The following is a 19,240-nucleotide window of genomic DNA, read 5'->3' on the forward strand; positions in this document are numbered from 1 at the left end:
GCCGGGGGCTGTGGGAGTGGTGGAGGGTCGCCCATGGTGGAGCGCGGGTCCATGCCTGTGGCATGATCCCGATGAACACGGCCTGGACCTGCGGCGCTGTCGCCGCGTCGCGCCTGGCGGGGGCCGGGAACGGCTCCGCGCCCGCCCGTTCGGCAGGGGTCGGCGGCGGGTCTCACGGCGCGTGAAGGCGCAGCATTGTGGGGAGAAGTGGGGGAAAAGGTGGAATATTGCAGTAAACCGGGAGAGCGTGATAAGCGTCAGCGGTCTGACAAATGTCGTGCATTCCCGGTTATGGGATGAAACATTATGTCAGCCGTTTCGCCGTAGTGTGCCCATTTGATTACTGATAGTTATCGTCGCTTCAATGTGACCAATCCGTAGCCGTTCGCCATGACGACAGGCCGGATCAGTGCGGGCATCATGCCTATCGTGAGCGAGGGAAGCGTCGCCGACGCCAAAATTGGGGTAAGGCTCGCGTCGAGACTTCCGGCACGGACGGATGACTCCGACCTTAGGGAACTGACGAGCCTCGCCGTGCAGGGAGATCGCAGTGCGATCGAATCTCTGCTCGGCGAGTTGCGTCCGATGGTGGTGCGGTATTGCCGTGCCAGGCTGGGCAGGGTTTCAGGGCAATATCACATTGCCGATGACGTCGCCCAGGAGGTGTGCATCGCGGTCCTGTCCGCGCTGCCGCGCTACCGCGACATGGGGCGGCCGTTCGCCTCCTTCGTGTTCGGGATCGCCTCGCACAAAGTGGCCGACGCGCTGCGGAGCTCCGTGCGCTCGGCCGTTCCGACCCAGGACCTGCCCGACGGGCCTGACGACGGGCCCGGGCCCGAGGAGACGGTGGTCCGCTACATCGAGGTGGAGCACGCGCGCAGGCTGCTGGCCAGGCTGCCGGAGAACCAGCGGGAGTTGTTGCTGCTGCGGGTGGTGTCGGGGCTTTCGGCGGAAGAGACCGGTAATGTACTCGGCATGTCACCGGGTGCGGTCCGCGTCGCCCAGCATCGGGCGCTGGCCAGGTTGCGGCAGATGGCCGAGCTGGAGTCGGCTTGACCCCAGAGCACGAGACCGATGCGCTGCTCGACGCGCTCGGTCGTGGAGAGATGCCTGACTCAGGCGATCCGGCCGCACGGTTGCTGGCCGTGCTGCTCGACGACGTGGATCAGCGGCGTTCCTCCGTGTCGATGACGCCATCGACATAGCCTCTGGCGTATTCCCAGCTGACGTAGTCGGCCGGGTCGGGGTGGAAGGCCGGCTCGTGGACCTGTGGCTGGCCTTTCTCGATCATCTGTCGCAGGTTGCCGCGCAGCAGCTCCCAGTCGAAGAAGTGCTGCTCGCCGCATTCGGGGCAGTCGAGCACGAGGCCCAGCACTCCCTGCGGTTCGAGCAGGGAGCGGAAGACCTCGACGTCGGCGAGGTCGGTGATGGCCTCGTCGCGTTCGGCCGCGGTGAGTGGCTCGGCGTCGTCTAGGGCGCCCATCGCCGAGGAAGGGTCATTAGGGTCGTCCGCGAACGGGTCGCGGGGGACGTCTTCCAGCACCTTCCCACCATATGACCGATGCGGCCCGAGCGGTGGATATTACCTCAGCCATCCGCGCCTGGCGGCTTCCACACCTGCTTGGAAGCGTGATTGGGCGCCCAATTCGGCCATCGCGCCGGCGAACCTGGCGCGTACCGTCCTGACCGAGATTCCGAGCTGCCGGGCTATCGACTCGTCGCACAGGCCCTGGGCGGCCAGGCGCAGCACCTGCGCCATCCCGTCGGTCCCGCGCCTCCATGGCAGGGGCGTGGCGCGGCCCCACAGCTCGCTGAAGAGCGCGCGGAGCATGCCCACCACGATCGGCGTGCGTACGAGGTAGAAGTGGTAGGCGTGGTCGGGCAGGTTGCCGCCCCAGAACGCGGGCAGACCGGCCACGTCGGCACCGGCGGCCATGAACCAGCTCGGCACACGATCCAGCGTGCGCACGTCGCCGCCGGCTTCGACCAGGCGGGTCAGCAGATCGCGTACGCCTGGGAGTGCCAGCGTGGAAACCGGCAGGATCACATGAACGGTAAGAAGATTTCGTTGTTGCGCATCAATCCATGGATTCGCAAATTTACGAGCAAAATCGCTCATTGTGCGTTCGTCCGGGATTGCAGTGTGCAATTCCAGCGGCGGTGACTGCACGGCCATGCCGACCACGCTCTCGAACAGGACGTCGGCCCCGTTCAACATCTCCACCGTGAAAGGCCCGCTCTGGTAGTCGCGGCCGGCGTCGTAGTCGTGGATCAAACCCCGGATGGACGCGAGCGCCGAGTCGATCATCCGGCTCTCCTCGGCCAGCCGCTCGAGCCGCTCGGCGATCACCCGCCCGAGCGCCGCCGCGGGGTGGCGGGCCAGGTATTCGCCCGACCGTTCGTCCACCACGCCCAGCTTGACCAGGTCGTCGAGCTGGCGGGTGACCTTCTCGACGGGGCCGTCGATGGCCTGCGCGAGGTCGGTGCGGGTGGCTCTGTGCAGGCGCAGCACCGTCGAGTAGAGAGCCCTCTGGGCGGGGTCGAGGCCCAGCGTCTCGTAGGGATCTGACGCGGCTATGGGCTCATTGCGCATCGTGGGCGGCTCCGTAGGGGGGACACGGGCGTGCCGCGAGAATAACGCCGCATTGCGCCCGTGTCCGCTCGTTCCGCCGACTGGCCGGGGGAGGCGTGCAACTTCGTGCAATTGCACGTTTTCACCTTGCGATGTTCCGGTGAGTGACCCAGGCTTTACCTAGCGTCGGCATCCCGAAAGCAGGTGTGGCTGCGCCGCCCATCAGGACGCGGAGGGGGGTTCGGTGGTGCGTACGCGCCGCCACGTCTGGATGCCGGTGGCTGGGGGATGGGGCGGGTCACCGACCGCCCCATCCCCCAGCGCTGGGAGATGCCGGGAGTACGACGGACCGTGGGGGTCATCGTGCTCCCGGCATCGACACGCGTCTTCTCCAACGCTGAGCTGTGAGGCCGGAAAATCTCCTCCGGCGCCGGGCCCGAGGCCGTGAGTGCGCTTTTGGAGGCAGGCCCTAGACTTGGCTGCATCAGCGCATCGGCAGGAGGGGGCCGCAGCATGTCCAAGTTCACCGAGATGGGTCTGACCTTCGATGACGTGCTGCTGGTGCCCGGATATTCCGACCTCCAACCAGGTGACGCCGACACCAGTTCCCGCCTGTCCCGTGGCGTCACGTTGTCCATCCCGCTGGTCTCCGCCGCCATGGACACCGTCACCGAGGCCCGCATGGCGGTCGCCATGGCGCGGCAGGGCGGCATCGGCATCCTGCACCGCAACCTGTCGGTCGACGAGCAGGCCCAGCAGGCCGATCTGGTCAAGCGGTCCGAGGCCGGCATGGTCACCAATCCGGTGACGTGCAGCCCCGACGACACGCTGGCCGACGTCGAGCGGCTGTGCGCGACCTACCGGATCTCGGGGGTGCCGGTCACCGACCTGTCAGGCACGCTGGTCGGCATCGTGACCAACCGCGACATGCGCTTCGAGGCCGACCAGTCGCGGCCTGTGCACCAGGTCATGACCAAGATGCCGCTGGTCACCGCGCCGGTGGGGGTGTCGCGTGACGACGCCTTCGCCCTCCTCAGGAAGAACAAGATCGAAAAGCTGCCCCTCGTCGACGCCGAGGGCAGGCTGTGCGGCCTGATCACGGTCAAAGACTTCACCAAGAGCGAGCAATACCCTCTCTCCACCAAAGACGCCGACGGCCGGCTCATCGTGGGGGCGGCCGTCGGCGTCGGCGGTGACGCGGAGGTGCGGGCCAAGGCGCTGATCGAGGCCGGGGTCGACGTGGTGGTGGTCGACGTGGCCCACGGCCATTCCAAGGGCCTGGCCGAGATGATCGCCAAGATCAAGGCCAACAGCAAGGTCGAGGTCATCGGCGGCAACATCGCGACCAGGGCGGGCGCGCAGATGCTCGTCGACGCGGGCGCCGACGCGGTCAAGGTGGGTGTGGGCCCTGGTTCCATCTGCACCACGCGGGTGGTCGCCGGGGTCGGCGCCCCGCAGGTGACCGCCATCCACGAAGCCTCCAGGGCGTGCGCGCCCGCGGGCGTGCCGGTGATCGGCGACGGCGGCCTGCAATATTCCGGCGACATCGTCAAGGCGATCGCCGCCGGCGCCGACACGGTCATGCTGGGCTCACTGCTCGCGGGGTGCGAGGAGTCGCCCGGCGAGCTGATCTTCATCAACGGCAAGCAGTTCAAGTCCTACCGCGGCATGGGCTCGCTCGGCGCCGTACGCAACCGCGAGCGCGGCGGCGCCTCCTTCAGCAAAGACCGCTACGCCCAGGCCGACGTCGGCGGCGAGGACAAATACATCCCCGAGGGCATCGAGGGTCAGGTGCCCTATCGCGGCCCGGTGGCGGCCGTCGCCCACCAGCTCATCGGCGGGCTGCGCCAGGGCATGTGGTACGCCGGGTGCCGCACGATCTCGCAGATGCACACCGACTGCGAGCTCATGCCGATCACGGCGGCAGGTCTCAAGGAGAGCCACCCCCACGACATCCAGATGACGGTGGAAGCTCCGAACTATCACAGAAGGTAAGTTCATGACTCAGCAGGTGGAGATCGGCCGGGGCAAGACCGGGCGGCGGGCATATTCGCTTGACGAGATCGGCCTGGTGCCCTCGCGGCGCACCCGTGACCCGGAGGAGGTCTCGATCGCCTGGCAGATCGACGCCTACCGGTTCGAGTTGCCCGTGGTGGTCGCTCCCATGGACAGCGTGGTCTCGCCGGCCACCGCCATCGCGATCGGGCGGCTGGGCGGGCTGGCCCCGCTCGACCTCGAAGGGCTCTGGACCCGCTACGAAGACCCCTCGCCGCTGGTGGAGGAGTGCGCGACGCTCGACGCGGCGGCGGCGACCAAGCGGCTGCAGGAGATCTACGCGGCGCCGATCCAGGAGGAGCTGATCGGCCGGCGGATCGAGGAGATCCGTTCCTCCGGGGTGACGACCGCCGTGCGGCTGTCCCCGCAGCGCACGGTCCAATACCACAAGACCGTGATCGACGCGGGCGTGGACATCTTCGTCATCCGCGGCACGACCGTCTCCGCCGAGCACGTGTCAGGGCGGGCCGAGCCGCTCAACCTCAAGCAGTTCATCTACGAGCTCGACGTGCCGGTCATCGTGGGCGGCTGCGCGACCCACACGGCCGCCCTGCACCTGATGCGCACCGGCGCGGCGGGTGTGCTGGTCGGCTTCGGCGGCGGCGCCTCCCACACGACGCGCAACGTGCTCGGGGTGGCCGTGCCGATGGCCACCGCGATCTCCGACGTCGCCGCGGCCCGGCGCGACTACATGGACGAGTCAGGCGGGCGCTACGTGCACGTGATCGCCGACGGTGGCATGGGCACGTCCGGCGACATCGCCAAGGCCATCGCCTGCGGGGCCGACGCCGTGATGGTGGGTTCACCGCTGGCCCGCGCCGCGGAGGCGCCCGGCCACGGGTTCCACTGGGGATCCGAGGCGCACCACCCCGACCTGCCCAGGGGGCGGCGGGTCGAGTTCGGGACGGTGGGGACGCTGGCGCAGATCCTGCACGGGCCGTCGAGCGTGGCCGACGGCTCGATGAACCTCATGGGCGCGCTCAAGCGCACCATGGCCTCCACCGGTTATTCCGACATCAAGGAGTTCCAGCGGGTCGAGGTCGTGGTCGCCCCGACACATCCCTGACCTGTCACGATCCCTTCTCCGCGGCCCCGCGCGCCGGGCCGGGTGAAGCTAGTGTTTCGGGCATGGAATCCCTTGAAGAGAGAGTTGCCCGGCTAGAGACGCAGATCGCCTACCTTCAGCGGCACCTCGGCATCGACCCCGCGCTGATCGACTCCGTTGAGCAGGGTTCGCAACTGCCGCCCGACTTCTACGTGGCGTTGCGGAAGGGGAAGACGATCCAGGCGATCAAGATCTACCGTGAGGCCACCGGGGCTTCGTTGCTGAACGCGAAGAACGCGGTCGAGATGATGGAGCGGCAACTCTCCGGCCGGGGGTGACCTATTTCCGAGGTTGAGCGGATATTCCGGGAAGAGTATGGCCGGGCCGTCGCCGTGCTCGTCCGGGCCTTCGGCGACATCGACCTCGCCGAGGAGGCGGTCCAGGAGGCCTTCACCGTGGCGGTGCGGCAGTGGCCGTCCGCGGGGCCGCCGCCGAGCGCGGCCGGGTGGATCATCACCACCGCGCGCAACCGGGCCATCGACCGGCTGCGCAGGGACGCGGCACGGTCCGGCAAGCATGCGCAGGCCGCGCTGCTGAACGCCCTCCACGAGCCCGTGGAGCAGGGCCCCGTACGGGACGACCGGCTGCGGTTGATCTTCACCTGCTGCCACCCCGCGCTCGCGCCCGGCGCCCGGGTCGCGCTGACGCTGCGGCTGCTGGGCGGGCTCACGACGCCGGAGATCGCCCGCGCGTTCCTGGTGCCCGAGCCGACCATGGCGCAGCGGATCGTGCGGGCCAAGCGCAAGATCAGGGACGCGGGCATCCCTTACCGGGTCCCGCGCGAAGCCGACCTGCCCGAGCGGCTGCGGGCCGTGCTCGCCGTGATCTACCTGATCTTCAACGAGGGGTACACGGCCAGCTCGGGTGACCGGCTCGTCCGGGACGATCTCTGCGCGGAGGCCATCAGGCTGGGGCGGTTGCTCGCCGAGCTCATGCCGGAGGAGCCCGAGGTCATGGGGTTGCTGGCGCTGATGTTGCTGATCGAGTCGCGGCGTGCCGCGCGTACGGGACAGGCCGGTGAGCTGGTGCCCCTGCCCGAGCAGGACCGGACGTCGTGGGACCGCGTGCTCATCGACGAGGGGCAGGCCATCGTGCGGTGGTGCCTGGAGCGCGACCGGCCTGGCCCTTATCAGATCCAGGCTGCCGTCAACGCCGTGCACAGCGACGCGCGGACCGCCGATGACACCGACTGGCGGCAGATCCTGCAGCTCTACGACCTGCTGATGGCCTTCGACCCCGGGCCGGTCGTGGCGGTGCACCGGGCGGTCGCCGTGGCCGAGGTGGAGGGTGCGGAGCCGGCGCTGAAACTGCTGGACGGGCCGGCGGCCGACGACTACCACCTGTTCCATGCCGTACGGGCCGATCTGCTGCGGCGGCTGGGACGCGAGACGGAGGCGGCCGAGGCGTACGCGGCGGCGATCGAACGGGCGGGCAACGAGGTGGAGCGGGACTTCCTGCGGAGCAAGGCGGGACGGCTGGAGCTACGGCTTGAGGCGACCAGGCGGCCCCGCCTGCTCCCCTAGCATGCGGGGATGACTGATCATCGGCACACGCACGAGCTCGTCCAAGAAGGCGATCTGATCACCAAGCGGTACGCGGACGGCAAGCCGGGCGCGGCCGAGCGCGAATGGCGGGCGCTGACCCTCCTGGCCGAGCACGCCCCCGGGCTGGCCCCCGAGCCCGTGGCCTTCGACGGCCGCTCGGTCACGATGACCAGGATCGACGGACTGCCGATGCGCGGGACAGAGGTGCGGGCCGAGCACGTCGCCGCCATGGCCGAAGCGCGCGCCCGGCTGCACGCCGCCCTCCCGTACGGCGCCCTGCGGGACGTACCCGTGCGCCCGTGGTCGAACACGGCGGTCGCCGGCTGGATCAGGCGGCGCGCCGCGGCCTGGCAGCCCAGAGGGCCGCAGGCGGGCAAAGCCGTCGACGAGGGACTGCGGTGGCTGGAGAGCTGGTCGCCGGGCGAGTCGGGGGTCACGCCCGCGTTCGGCGCCGGAGACGGCAACCTGGCCAACTTCCTGTGGGACGGTTCCCGCGTCCGCCTGGTCGACTTCGAGGACGCCGGGCGCAGCGACGTGGCGTACGAGGTGGCAGAGGTGGCCGAACACGTGTCGATGTGGGTGGACGGCGAGGTGGAGATCGCGTCCGCGTTCGGCCTGAGCCCGCAGGAGGAACGGCGCACGCGCGAGCACCGCAGGCTGCACGCCCTCATGTGGTTGTTCCTGCTGTCCTGCGACTCCCTCGAGTCCCCCCGCAACCCGCCCGGCACCTTGGAGCGGCAGGCCGAGCGGGTGCTGGCGGGACTGGGCGCGTGAAAGCGCCTGGCGCCCCGGGTGCCGGGCCGCTCAGCCCGTGAGCTCGCGCAGGCAGGCCTCAGCGGGGATGTTCTGCCGGGCGCACTCCGGCGTTCGGGGCATGAGCGTCAGATGCCGCATGGCGTAGGAGCGCCAGGGACGCCATCGGTCTGGTTGGGCCGCCAACCGGTGCACGGCACGCCGCACCGGCAGGCCGGGCATGAGGACGTCAGGGTCGCCGAGGGCCCTCATACGGATATAGGAGATCGCCCACTGGCTCATCCCCGGGATGTCGAGCAGTTGTGCGCGCACGTGGTCCGGATCGCACCCGGCGTCCAGCCTGAGCGTTTCCTCGGCCAGCGCGCAGGCCAGCCCGCGCTGGGCACGGCCTGCGCATGCGGCCTCTGCCAGGACTGACATGTCAGGAAACAGGTGCGTTATCTGGCCGAACGGGGTGGAGAGCGGCCTGCCGTACGTTCTGACCAGGTCAGCGAGTCGGCCGCGCACTGTCGCGGCTCGTGCCCGGCGGCTGAGCACGGCCCGGATCGCCAGCTCGCCAGAGTCGGCGCAGCCCGGCACCCGCAGACCGGGACGGGCCGCAACCAGCGGCCCGAGCCGCGGATCCGCGCCGAGGAAGGCGTCGATGGTTTGCTGATCCGCGTCCAGGTCGAGCAGCCGCCTGCAGCGCTGCACCGCGGCGGTGATATCCCTGAGATCCTCCAGCCGCATCTCGCAGACCACGTGACCGCCCCCGGGCCGCAATGTGACCACGCCCGCGCCGTGCGGCAGCCACAGCGACCTGGTGTAAGCGCCGTGGACATAGTGTTCGATGCCCGGGACGGCCCGCGCGCCGAGGTAGGCCAGTATCGCGGAAACGTCCATGGGCGGCCGGTAGGCGAGTTTCAACGTGGTAACCCCGGGCGTATGGGCGCCGTTCTGGACCCCGCGCAACCGGCTCGGCGTCGTCGCGTACACCTGCCTGATCGTGTCGTTGAACTGTCTGATACTGGCGAACCCGGCGGCGAAGGCCACATCGCTGATCGATAGAGGGCCGGCTTCCAGCAGCATCCGGGCGGTCTGCGCCCGTTGCGTCCTGGCCAGGGCCTGCGGTCCTGCGCCGACCTCGGCGACGAGCCGGCGATGCACCTGACGCTGGCTGTAGCCGAGGCGGGCGGCCAATCCTGCCACGCCTTCGCGGTCGACGACTCCGTCGGCGATCAATCGCATGGCTCGGCCGAGCAGATCCGTGCGCGTGTTCCACTCCGGCGACCCTGGTGCCGCGTCAGGACGGCACCTCTTGCATGCCCGGAATCCGTTGACCTGTGCTGCCGCCGCCGTCGGAAACAATCGGACATTCTGCGGCTTCGGCATGGCAGCCGGACAACTCGGGCGGCAGTAGATGCCGGTTGTGGTGACAGCGACGTAGAACCAACCGTCGAAACGCGGGTCACGGCTCTCCATGGCCGCCAACGCGACCTCGTCCTCGATCACCCCAGCAAGCGTGCCATATGGCTGCGAACAGGACCGGCGGGCATCGGACGCCGACGGTCGGAGGCCAATGCCCGCCAGCGCGGGCAGGCCGGCCTCGACCAGGCTGCTTCCCATGATGGTGAACGATGTCGCCGGCGGCCGCCTGGTCATCTACCGGCGGGCGCTGTCGCGGCGTGACTTCCGTGTGCTGTGGCTGGGCTCGTCTTTCTCACTCGTGGGTGACGGGATGACGTTCGTCGCCCTGACGTGGCTGGTGTTGTCCCAGCCCGACGGCGTCCAGCAGCTCGGCCTGCTGACCGTGTGCTACACGCTGCCCGTGTTCGTGGGAGGGTTGCTGACCGGTCCGATCATGGATCGGTTCGACAAGCGGCATGTGCTGGCCGCCGACAGCGCGGTCCGTGGCGTGGCGATGGCGTTGATCCCGATCGTGTCGCTGGTGGGCGAGGTGCCGGTGGCGCTGCCGTTCATCGTCGCCGCCGTCTACGGGTTGTTCAAGATGGTGCCGCTGGCCGGGTTCCCCGCGGCGATTCCCGATCTCGTCCCCGAGGAGGACCGGGACGCGGCCAATGCGCTGGAAAGCCTGAGCTTCAGCCTCTCCGGGATGATCGGTCCCGCGCTCGGCGGGTTCCTGATCTCGAGGTTCGGCAGCGAGATCGTGCTGGCCTTCGATGCGGTTTCCTATGCGTTGTTCGCCGTCGCCGCCCTCGCTGTCCGCCGGCCCCTCACCCCGGATCTGCCGGAATCGCCGTCGGACGCCGCCAGACCGCGCAGCACCATCCTGAGGTTGCTGCGCGACCGGGTCCTGGTCGTGACCACGCTCGTGTTCATGGCCTTCAACATCGCCGTGGGCATGCTGCTCGTCACCGGACCCTGGCTGGCCAAGACGCAGCTCCAGGGCGGATCCCAGGCCCTGGGACTCCTGCTTGCCGCCCTGTCGGCAGGCGAACTCGCCGGCGCGGCCGTCGCCGGTGCCCGAGCCCCACAGGCCCGTCCGATCAGGGCCATCGCCATGGTCCAGCTCATAGCCGCAGGCGGCTTCCTGGCGCTGTTGACCGCCCCGCTCACGATCACCGTCGCCGCAGGCTTCCTCATCATCGGGATGTTCAGCGCGCCCATGACCGTCTGGGCGCAATCGCTGCGTATGGCGCGCATCCCCGCGCCTCTGCGTGGCAGGGGCTTCGCCATCCTCAGGACGCTCATGCAGGTGGCGCCCCCGATCGGCGCGGTCGTCGTCACACCGCTCCTGGCCGCTGGCCTGCTCGGCCAGGCCGCCCTGCTCATGACCCTCATCGCGGGCGTACCCGCCGTGGTCCTGCTGAGCCGGGCGGAGTGACCTGTACGCGGCGCGTCACACCAGCGCTTCGCCTGATCTCCGGGATACCAAGACGATCCCCATGTCAGGCGAGGGTTTCCTGACCAAGGTGCGCTTCACCTCCTTCACCGGGGAGCAATTGGTGCGCATCTCCACGAAGCACGGCCCCGACTTTCCGCCGGGAACCCGTTGGTCATATTCCAATACCGACTACGTTGTGGCGGGCCTGATCATCGCAAAGGTGACCGGCCGCTCCTATGAAGAGGAGGTTCAACGGCGCATTCTGCGACCGCTGAGGCGTCGGAACACCTACCTTCCCGGCACCCGAACCACGATCCCTGGGCCGCACGCCCACGGCTACATGCGGATCGACCAGGATGGACAAACCCGATCCGTGGACGTCACACGCCTCAACCCCTCCTGGGCCGGCGCGGCCGGGGCGATCATCTCGACCACCGGCGACCTCAACCGGTTCTTCGCGGCACTGCTCGGCGGCAGGCTGCTGCCTCCCGCCCAACTCGCCGCCATGAAGACCACTGTCCCCATGGGAGGCCCGGGTGGGCCCAGGGACGGTCTGGGAATGGTCGAGTGGCCGCTTCCCTGCGGAATGAAGGTGTGGGGTAAGGACGGCAGCATCCAGGGATTCGAGACCCAGTCGGTGCACTCCGACGATGGCCGCAGTCACATCAGCATCTCGGTCAACCTGCCCGAGTTCCTGGGCGCGCGCCAATCAAAGATCTGGGCCGCGATTCAAGAAATCAGTGGTTGCCACGTTCTGCGGCACTCTCGGCGATGAATAACCGGCCGAGAGCCCGGGCACCATTCGACCGGCCGGTATGTGCCAGACAGTCGTCACGTGCGGATGGTCGGCCCGGCGCCGCCCTCTCCTGGCCGTTCACATTGGCGAATCTGGCGTTCGCGCTGCCCACCCGGGGGATCTCCGGACCATGAGCTCTTGGACAAGGCCGGCGCGATGCGGCGCCCACGCGAAATTCCGGGCCGCTCAGCCGGTGAGCACGCCGAGCAGGTGCGTGACCTCCCTGGACACCGCGTCGCGCCCGGCCTTGAGATATTTCCTGGAGTCGACCACCCGCTCGTCGTGGGCCAGATAGTCGCGGATGGCGCCGGTGAACGCCTTGTTCAGGTGGGTCGCGATGTTGATCTTCTTCATGCCCTTCCCGACGGCCTCGCGCAGCACGTCGTCAGGCACCCCCGACGAGCCGTGCAGCACCAGCGGCACCGGCACCGCGGCCCGCAGCTCGGCGATGAGCTCCAGATCGAGCACCGCGTCCTTGGACGTCATGGCGTGCGAGGTGCCCACCGCGACGGCCAGCGCGTCCACGCCCGTCCTGGTCACGTAGTCGACGGCCTCGTGAGGTTTGGTGCGGGCGCCGGGCGCGTGCACGCCGTCCTTGCCCCCGACCTCGCCCAGCTCGGCCTCCACCCACACGCCGCGCCCGTGGCACCAGGCGACCACCTCGGCGGTGGCGGCGACGTTCTCCCCGTCGGGCAGGGCTGAGGCGTCGTACATCACCGAGCCCAGCCCCAGCTCCACCGCCTCCTCCACGAGCGCCCTGTCGGTGGCGTGGTCGAGGTGGACCGCGACCGGCACCTCGGCGCGGCGGGCGACCGCGAGCGCGGCCAGCGCGACCGGCTCCAGCGCGCCGTGGTAGCGCACGCAGTTCTCGCTGATCTGCAGCACGACCGGCAGGCCGAGCGCCTCCGCGCCGGTCACGATGGCGGTGGCGTGTTCGAGCTGGATCACGTTGAACGCGCCCACCCCTGCGGGCGATTGGCTGACGATGTCGCAGATGGCGGCGAGGGGCATGGCACTTGCTCCTTCAGGTAATGATGATCTTGGGGTGGATGTCGGCGTACACGTCGGGGTCGAAGTCACCGGCCACGGGCGCGGCCACGGCCGCCGCGCCCAGCGCCGCGGCCCGCCTCAGCCTGTCAGGCCACGGTGCCCGCTCCACCAGCCCCAGCGCCAGCCCGGCGACCAGCGAGTCGCCCGCCCCTGTCGGGTTTCCCCCCACGGTGTACGGCATGCGCGCCCTGAACGTTCCCTCCCCGGTGACCGCCAGCAGCCCGCCGGAGCCCATGGACACCACCACGGCCCCGGCCCCCCGCTCGCGCAGCGCCTGGGCGCCCTCGGCGGGGCGGCCGCCGGGCACCGCCCTGGCCAGCTCTTCCGCGTTGGGTTTGACGACGGAAGGGCGGCCCCTGGGCGCGTGGCGCAGCGGCTCGCCGTCGGCGTCCACGATCGCGGGCACGCCCTTGTCCGCCGCGATCGCGGCGAGGGCGGCGTACGTGTCGTGGGGCACGCCGCGCGGCAGGCTCCCCGACAGGACGACCGCGTCGGCGGCGGCCACGAGCGACTCGTAGCGCCGCACGAAGCCCTCCAGCTCGCCGGGGGTCACCTCGGGCCCGGGCTCGTTGAACAGCGCCGTACGCGCTGTCTCGGCCCCGCCCGCACCGGCGCCGGCCGGTGCAGGCCCGACGCGCTCCCCGGAACCGCGATCTGTGACCGGGCCGGGCGGCGTCGGGGCGGGTGTCTCCGTGACGGCGAGGGTGGTGCGGGAGTCGGTGGCGATGGGCGTCAGGGCGCTCGGCAGTCCGGCCGCGCGCAGGTCGCCGTCGATCGCCTGCCCCGTCGGCCCGCCCGCCAGGCCGGTGACCAGCACCTCGTGGCCCAGCGCCGCCAGCACGCGCGCCACGTTGACACCCTTGCCGCCGGCCCGCCGATGCACCGAGGTGACCCGGTTGACGCCGTCCCAGTCGACCGCGGGGAGCTGGTAGGTCACGTCGAGCGCCAGGTTGAGCGTCACGGTGAGGATCATCCGGGCTCCGTGACCCAGACGCCGTCCTTCATCACCCCGGTCACCTCCAGCGCGTCGGACAACACCACCAGGTCGGCGGCCTTGCCGACGGCGATCGAGCCGATCCGGTCGGCCAGGCCGAGCACCCGCGCGGGCGTCAGCGAGGCCACCTGCACGGCGTCGGGCAGCGACATGCCCACCTCCCGCACGCTACGCCGGAACGCGACGTCCATGGTCAGCGTGGAGCCAGCGATCGAGCCGCCCTCGACGAGCCGGGCCACGCCGCCGTCCACGCGCACCGCCATCGAGCCGAGCACGTAGTCGCCGTCGCCGAGGCCGGTGGCCGACATCGCGTCGGTGATCAGCGCGGTCCGGCCGGGGCCCGCCACTTCGCACGCCAGCCGCAGCATGGCCGGATGCACGTGCACGCCGTCGTTGATCAGCTCGATCGTCACCCGCTCGTCGTCGAGCAGCGCGGCGATCGGCCCGGGGGCGCGGTGGCCGAGCGGCGGCATCGCGTTGTAGAGGTGGGTGGCCACGCTCGCGCCGGCCTCGATGCCGGCGATGGTCTGGTCGTAGCCGGCGTCGCTGTGGCCCACGGCGGCGATCACGCCCTCGGAGACGGCCAGCCGGATCGTGTCGAGCGCGCCGGGCAGCTCGGGCGCGATGGTGACCATGCGTACGTGGCCCCGCCCGGCCTTGACCAGCTCGGCGAACTCCTGCGGCGAGGGCTCGCGCAGCAGCGCGGGGTCATGCGCGCCGCAGCGGGCCCCGGAGATGTAGGGGCCCTCGAAGTGGACGCCGGCCAGCAGCCCTTCGTCGCAGAGCTCGGCCAGCGCCGACGCCGCTCTGACCAGGTTGTCCGGGGTGTCGGTGACCAGGCTGGCCATCGTCGTGGTGGTGCCGTGGCGCCGGTGCAGCGCCACCGCGTCACGGGCCCGGTCGAGCTCGCCGGTCGGGAAGGAGCCGCCCGCGCCGCCGTGGTTGTGGATGTCGACGAACCCGGGCACGACGTGCTTCCCGCCCACGCTCAGGCCGGGACCGGGGGCGGATCCGTGGCCGACATGCGTGATGCGGCCGTCTTCGATGGTCAGCCACCCCTCGTGGATCCCCCCGGGTGTCACGATCCTGGCGTCGGCAAGAGTAAGGCTCATGGAGACAGAATCACAGATCGCGTGAGGTGCATGGGTTCGTCGGGGTTCAGCTGCTGGGCGAACGCGCGCGCGACGGCCACCCGCTGGGCGCGGATCAGCTCGGCCATGGGGTCGAGGCCGCTCTCGACGAACGTACCGCCTGCCTGCTCGACCTGTGCGCGCAGGCCGGTGGGCGCGGTGCCGAGCATCCAGGTGACGCGTCCGGGGCCGGCGATGCTGATCGGGCCGTGCCGATATTCCATCGCCGGGTACGCCTCCGTCCACGAGCGGGACGCCTCGCGCATCTTCAGCGCGGCCTCCTGGGCAAGCCCGACCGTCCAGCCGGCGCCGAGGAAGCTGAACTGCTCGGCCTTGACCAGCTCGTCGGGGAGCGGCGCGGTCACGGCCCGCTCGGCGTCCTCGATCGCCTGGGTGAGGTCTTCGCCGAGGCTGGCACGCAGCAGAGCGAGCTGCGTGGTGGCGAACCTGGTCTGCACGACCGACCGTTCGTCGGCGTAGTCGAGCACGACGACCTCGTCGGCGGCCCGCATGATCGGCGTTTCCTGGTCGGCGGTGATGGCCGTGGTCTTCGTGGTGGTCTGGCCCAGCAGCTCCAGCACCTCGGTGGTGGTGCCCGAACGGGTCAGCGCCAGCACGCGGTCGTACGACCGTCCTGAGGGCGCCTCGGAGGCGGCGAAGGCGTCGGTCTCGCCGTGCCCTGCCCGCTCCCGCAGCGCCGCGTACGCCATCGCGATGAACCATGATGTGCCGCAGCCGACGACGGCCACCCGCTCCCCGTGGCGCGGCAGCGCGCCGGCGGGAACGTTCGCGACGGCGCGGCGCCAGCACGACGGCTGGGACACGATCTCGGCCTCGGTGTGGCTGGTCACCACGTGCCTCCCCATGGTTGATTGTTTCTGCGTTTTTTATACCAGGTAAGAGCATAAACGGACACCAGTGGCTCCGGCTCTCCAGGTTGTGCCACGCTTGCTCCTGACCTCGTCCATCAGGGAGGCCTCGTGTCCCGCTACGACCGCTGGAACGCCATCCTCGAGCTGCTCTCCCAGGAGGGCAGGCTGTCGGTGGAGGAGGCGTCGCAGGCGCTCGACGTCTCCACCGCGACCATCCGGCGGGACCTCGACCAGCTCGCCCAGCAGCAGATGCTCATGCGCACGCGGGGCGGCGCGGTGGCCCAGAGCGTGAGCTACGATCTGCCGCTGCGCTACAAGACGGCCCGGCACGCCGACGAGAAACAGCGCATCGCGGCCGCCGCGGCGGAGTTCGTGACGCCGGGCGGCGTGGTGGGGCTCAACGGCGGCACCACCACCTCCGAGCTGGCCCGCACGCTCGCCACGGCGCCCGCGCTGGAGGGCGGCTTCACCGTCGTCACCAACGCGCTCAACATCGCCGCCGAGCTCACCGTCCGCCAGCACGTCAAGATCGTGGTCACCGGCGGCGTGGCCAGGCAGCAGTCGTACGAGCTCATCGGGCCGCTGGCGACCGGGGTGCTGGAGCAGGTGACGCTGGACGTGGCGTTCCTCGGGGTCGACGCGCTGGACATCGAGCTGGGCGCGTCGGCGCACCACGAGGGCGAGGCCAGCGTCAACAACCTGCTGATCAGCCGCGCCGGGCAGGTCGTCGTGGTGGCCGACTCCTCCAAGGTGGGCAAGCGGGCGTTCTCCCGCATCTGCCCGATCGCACAGATCGACACACTCGTCACCGACGCCCAGCTCCCCGACGATCTGGCCGGTGAGCTGACAGACGCGGGAGTAAAGGTCGTACGCGCCTGACCCGCTCAGGCGTTACAGGGTGCTGCCGCGGCGGGTAGGAACGGGGCACAGGCGACAAAGCCATCCCAGGGGGAAACATGGCGTCGGGAAGGACCGTGGCCCGTCTCGGGCCCGCGGAGCGCGCCGAGGCGCTGGAACGCATGGCCGCGCGAGAGCTCGACGTGGTCGTGGTCGGCGGGGGCATCGTGGGAGCGGGGGTGGCTCTCGACGCCGCCACCCGCGGGCTCGACGTGGGGGTGGTCGAGGCCCGTGACTTCGCCTCGGGCACCTCCTCGCGCTCCTCCAAGCTCATCCACGGCGGTCTGCGCTACCTGGAGCAGCTCAACTTCGAGCTGGTGCGCGAGGCCCTGCAGGAGCGGGCGCTGCTGCTGCAGCACATCGCGCCGCACCTCGTCAGGCCGGTGCCGTTCCTCTTCCCGCTGACCCACTACGCCTGGGAGCGGGCCTACGTCGGCGCCGGCGTGGCCCTCTACGACACGCTCGGCTTCGCCTCGGGGCTCACCAGGGGCGTGCCCGGACACCGGCACCTGTCCAGGTCGCGGGCGCTGCGGCTGGCGCCCGCGCTGAAGCGGAGCGCGTTCACGGGCGCCATCCAGTACTGGGACGCGCAGGTCGACGACGCCCGCTACGTGATGACCATGCTGCGCACGGCGGCCACCTACGGTGCCCACATCGCTCCTCGGGCGCAGGTGGTGGGGTTCCTGCGGGAGGGGGAGCGGGTCACCGGCGTGCGGGTGCGCGACCTGGAGAGCGGCGAGGAGTTCGAGGTCCGCGCCCAGCAGGTCGTCAACGCCACCGGAGTCTGGACCGACGACATCCAGGAACTGGTCGGCGGCCGGGGCCAGATCCACGTACGCGCCTCCAAGGGCATCCACCTCGTGGTGCCGCGCGACCGGATCCAGTCGCTGACCGGGATCATCCTCCGTACGGAGAAGTCCGTGCTCTTCGTGATCCCCTGGGGACGGCACTGGATCATCGGCACCACCGACACGGAGTGGACCCTCGACAAGGGCCACCCTGCCGCCTCCCGGGCCGACATCGACTACCTGCTCGACCACGTCAACGCCGTGCTGTCCGTGCCCCTGGGCCGCGACGACGTCGAAGGCGTCTACGCGGGACTGCGCCCGCTGCTGTCGGGCGAGTCGGACGAGACGTCCAAGCTGTCAAGGGAGCACGTGGTCGCCCACCCGGTGCCGGGGCTGGTGATGATCGCCGGCGGAAAGTACACGACCTACCGTGTCATGGCACGTGACGCGGTCGACGCCGTGGCGCACGGCCTCGACCAGCGGGTGCCCCATTCGTGCACCGACCGCATCCCGCTGGCCGGCGCGGAGGGATACCGGGCGTTGTGGAACTCCCGGCACCGCATCTCCCACACCTCCGGGCTGCACGTGGCCAGGATCGAGCACCTGCTGCAGCGTTACGGCTCGCTGATCGACGAGGTGCTGGAGCTGATCGAGCAGGACCCGTCGCTGGGCAGGCCGCTGAGCGGGGCCGACGACTACCTGCGCGCCGAGATCGTCTACGCCGCCACCCACGAGGGCGCCCGGCATCTCAACGACGTGCTGACCCGGCGTACGCGCATCTCCATCGAGACCTTCCACCGCGGCGTGGCCGTGGCGCAGGAGTCGGCCGAACTGCTCGCCGAGCCGCTCGGCTGGGACGGCGAGCAGGTCAAGCGGGAGGTGGGATACTTCACCAAGCGCGTGGAGGCCGAGCGCCGCTCCCAGGAGCAGGACTCCGACCAGGAGGCCGACGCGATCAGGCTCGGCGCGCCGGAGATCGTCCCCGTGGTCGCGCCGGAGCCTTAGCCGGTCAGTCCGCCGGGATCCACGCCTGCTCGGCGAGCGTGGCGGCGTCATTGACCTGCACACCCTGGCCGGAGACCGTCCACAGGGAGTCGCCGACGACCACCGAGCGCTGGATGCCGGGCTGGTAGCTGCGTTCGCCCTCCTGGCGCTGCGCCGGATGCTTGATCATGCCGAGCTTGGACACGCCCGAGTCGTCGATCTTCAGCGCGAGCGCGCCCGACTCGCCGGCGCTGGTCAGCGGGATCACCGCGAGGCCGGTCCTGGGCCAGTAGAGGAAGGCGTGCGGGTCCCACTCGGCCTCCGAGCCGGAGTCCTTCTGGAACAACTGCGACAGCCTGCGCGGGGCGGCGGGGTCGCTGACGTCGAACAACGACACCTGCGTGCCCTGAGTCCTGCCCTCCTCGTCCGCCTCCTGGCCGATGCCGATCAGCCGCCCGTCGCCGGCAGGGTGCAGGTAGGCGGAGTAGCCGGTGATCTTCAGCTCGCCGGTCACCTTGGGCGCCGCCGGGTCGCGCAGGTCGAGGGTGTAGAGCGGGTCCACCCGCTTGAACGTGACCGCGTAGCCGACGGGGCCGATGAACCTGACCGAGTAGATGCGCTCGCCCTTGCCGAGGCCGCCCACCTCGCCCTTCCTGCCCATCGTGGCGGCGTCCAGCACATGGACGGTGCTCGAACTGCTCTCGCCGTCGCGGGAGCCGTGCGTGGTGGCGACGCGGAGGTGGCCTTCGTGCTCCGACAACGAGTACTGGTTCAGCAGGCGGCCCGCCACCTTCCCGGAGGCCACGTAGGCGGGCGGGCCGGGCTTGGAGACGTCGAACCGGTGGATCTGCGTCTCCTCGGGCGGGAGCGTGGGGG

The 19,240-nt window shown here is 70.3% G+C and carries 19 protein-coding genes; 11 read left to right on the forward strand and 8 right to left on the reverse strand.

Going from position 1 to position 19,240, the window contains the following annotated elements; translation table 11 throughout:
* Positions 1 to 185, forward strand: a 185-nt coding sequence (locus E1294_RS55070) for a hypothetical protein (RefSeq protein WP_220448282.1), incomplete at its 5' end; no start/stop codon positions are given.
* 235 nt (positions 186 to 420) lie between these two features.
* Positions 421 to 1,056, forward strand: a complete 636-nt coding sequence (locus tag E1294_RS43780) for a sigma-70 family RNA polymerase sigma factor (RefSeq protein WP_132334441.1) — start codon at positions 421 to 423, stop codon at positions 1,054 to 1,056.
* Between the two features lie 109 nt (positions 1,057 to 1,165).
* Here the strand turns inward: E1294_RS43780 and E1294_RS43785 are convergent, their stop codons facing one another.
* Both E1294_RS43785 and E1294_RS43790 read right to left on the reverse strand, forming a co-directional pair.
* Positions 1,166 to 1,543 (reverse strand): DUF5319 domain-containing protein, encoded by a 378-nt coding sequence (locus tag E1294_RS43785; RefSeq protein WP_090930411.1) that lies wholly within the window; start codon positions 1,541 to 1,543, stop codon positions 1,166 to 1,168.
* A gap of 39 nt (positions 1,544 to 1,582) precedes the next feature.
* Positions 1,583 to 2,593, reverse strand: coding sequence for a helix-turn-helix transcriptional regulator (locus tag E1294_RS43790; protein WP_132517325.1), 1,011 nt, complete (start codon positions 2,591 to 2,593; stop codon positions 1,583 to 1,585).
* Between the two features lie 492 nt (positions 2,594 to 3,085).
* Between E1294_RS43790 and guaB the strand changes: the two genes are divergently transcribed.
* From guaB to E1294_RS43815, 5 genes are all read left to right on the forward strand, one after another.
* The gene (gene guaB / locus E1294_RS43795) at positions 3,086 to 4,567 is read left to right on the forward strand and encodes an IMP dehydrogenase (protein ID WP_132517327.1); all 1,482 of its coding nucleotides are present in this window, start codon (positions 3,086 to 3,088) and stop codon (positions 4,565 to 4,567) included.
* Between the two features lie 4 nt (positions 4,568 to 4,571).
* Complete coding sequence (locus E1294_RS43800; protein ID WP_181958647.1) at positions 4,572 to 5,693, forward strand: GuaB3 family IMP dehydrogenase-related protein; 1,122 nt, start codon at positions 4,572 to 4,574, stop codon at positions 5,691 to 5,693.
* A 62-nt stretch (positions 5,694 to 5,755) separates the two neighbouring features.
* The gene (locus E1294_RS43805) at positions 5,756 to 6,010 is read left to right on the forward strand and encodes a hypothetical protein (RefSeq protein ID WP_132517329.1); all 255 of its coding nucleotides are present in this window, start codon (positions 5,756 to 5,758) and stop codon (positions 6,008 to 6,010) included.
* A 21-nt stretch (positions 6,011 to 6,031) separates the two neighbouring features.
* Positions 6,032 to 7,255 (forward strand): RNA polymerase sigma factor, encoded by a 1,224-nt coding sequence (locus E1294_RS43810; protein ID WP_132517331.1) that lies wholly within the window; start codon positions 6,032 to 6,034, stop codon positions 7,253 to 7,255.
* A 9-nt stretch (positions 7,256 to 7,264) separates the two neighbouring features.
* Complete coding sequence (locus E1294_RS43815) at positions 7,265 to 8,050, forward strand: phosphotransferase family protein (protein ID WP_132517333.1); 786 nt, start codon at positions 7,265 to 7,267, stop codon at positions 8,048 to 8,050.
* Positions 8,051 to 8,080: 30 nt separating this feature from the next.
* On the opposite strand, the gene E1294_RS43820 is transcribed toward E1294_RS43815, so the two are convergent.
* The gene (locus E1294_RS43820; RefSeq protein WP_132517353.1) at positions 8,081 to 9,490 is read right to left on the reverse strand and encodes an AlkA N-terminal domain-containing protein; all 1,410 of its coding nucleotides are present in this window, start codon (positions 9,488 to 9,490) and stop codon (positions 8,081 to 8,083) included.
* Between the two features lie 142 nt (positions 9,491 to 9,632).
* Between E1294_RS43820 and E1294_RS43825 the strand changes: the two genes are divergently transcribed.
* Both E1294_RS43825 and E1294_RS43830 read left to right on the forward strand, forming a co-directional pair.
* Positions 9,633 to 10,853 carry an MFS transporter gene (locus E1294_RS43825; protein ID WP_165977812.1) on the forward strand — a complete coding sequence of 407 codons (1,221 nt, stop codon included), beginning with the start codon at positions 9,633 to 9,635 and terminating at the stop codon, positions 10,851 to 10,853.
* 61 nt (positions 10,854 to 10,914) lie between these two features.
* Positions 10,915 to 11,628 carry a serine hydrolase domain-containing protein gene (locus tag E1294_RS43830; protein ID WP_132517337.1) on the forward strand — a complete coding sequence of 238 codons (714 nt, stop codon included), beginning with the start codon at positions 10,915 to 10,917 and terminating at the stop codon, positions 11,626 to 11,628.
* A 207-nt stretch (positions 11,629 to 11,835) separates the two neighbouring features.
* Here the strand turns inward: E1294_RS43830 and E1294_RS43835 are convergent, their stop codons facing one another.
* Genes E1294_RS43835 through E1294_RS43850 form a run of 4 tightly spaced genes read right to left on the reverse strand, consistent with a single transcriptional unit; the run spans position 11,836 to position 15,674 of the window.
* Positions 11,836 to 12,660, reverse strand: coding sequence for a class II fructose-bisphosphate aldolase (locus E1294_RS43835; protein ID WP_132517339.1), 825 nt, complete (start codon positions 12,658 to 12,660; stop codon positions 11,836 to 11,838).
* Between the two features lie 13 nt (positions 12,661 to 12,673).
* Positions 12,674 to 13,672, reverse strand: coding sequence for a 1-phosphofructokinase family hexose kinase (locus E1294_RS43840; RefSeq protein WP_132517341.1), 999 nt, complete (start codon positions 13,670 to 13,672; stop codon positions 12,674 to 12,676).
* Positions 13,669 to 14,805, reverse strand: a complete 1,137-nt coding sequence (gene nagA / locus E1294_RS43845; RefSeq protein ID WP_132517343.1) for an N-acetylglucosamine-6-phosphate deacetylase — start codon at positions 14,803 to 14,805, stop codon at positions 13,669 to 13,671. The genes E1294_RS43840 and nagA overlap by 4 nt, the downstream gene beginning before the upstream one ends.
* Positions 14,802 to 15,674 (reverse strand): SIS domain-containing protein, encoded by an 873-nt coding sequence (locus tag E1294_RS43850; RefSeq protein ID WP_220448283.1) that lies wholly within the window; start codon positions 15,672 to 15,674, stop codon positions 14,802 to 14,804. Before E1294_RS43850 ends, nagA begins: the two co-directional genes overlap by 4 nt.
* A gap of 129 nt (positions 15,675 to 15,803) precedes the next feature.
* On the opposite strand from E1294_RS43850, the gene E1294_RS43855 reads away from it, so the two are divergent.
* Entirely contained in the window at positions 15,804 to 16,574 is a 771-nt protein-coding gene (locus tag E1294_RS43855) for a DeoR/GlpR family DNA-binding transcription regulator (RefSeq protein WP_132517347.1), read from the forward strand.
* Positions 16,575 to 16,651: 77 nt separating this feature from the next.
* On the forward strand, positions 16,652 to 18,385 hold the full coding sequence (locus E1294_RS43860; RefSeq protein WP_132517349.1) for a glycerol-3-phosphate dehydrogenase/oxidase: 1,734 nt from the start codon (positions 16,652 to 16,654) through the stop codon (positions 18,383 to 18,385).
* Positions 18,386 to 18,389: 4 nt separating this feature from the next.
* On the opposite strand, the gene E1294_RS43865 is transcribed toward E1294_RS43860, so the two are convergent.
* The coding region (locus tag E1294_RS43865; RefSeq protein ID WP_181958649.1) for a beta-propeller domain-containing protein at positions 18,390 to 19,240 on the reverse strand (851 nt) is incomplete at its 5' end.

Origin of the sequence: Nonomuraea diastatica (assembly GCF_004349015.1) — a bacterium.
GTDB classification, from domain to species: Bacteria; Actinomycetota; Actinomycetes; order Streptosporangiales; family Streptosporangiaceae; genus Nonomuraea; species Nonomuraea diastatica.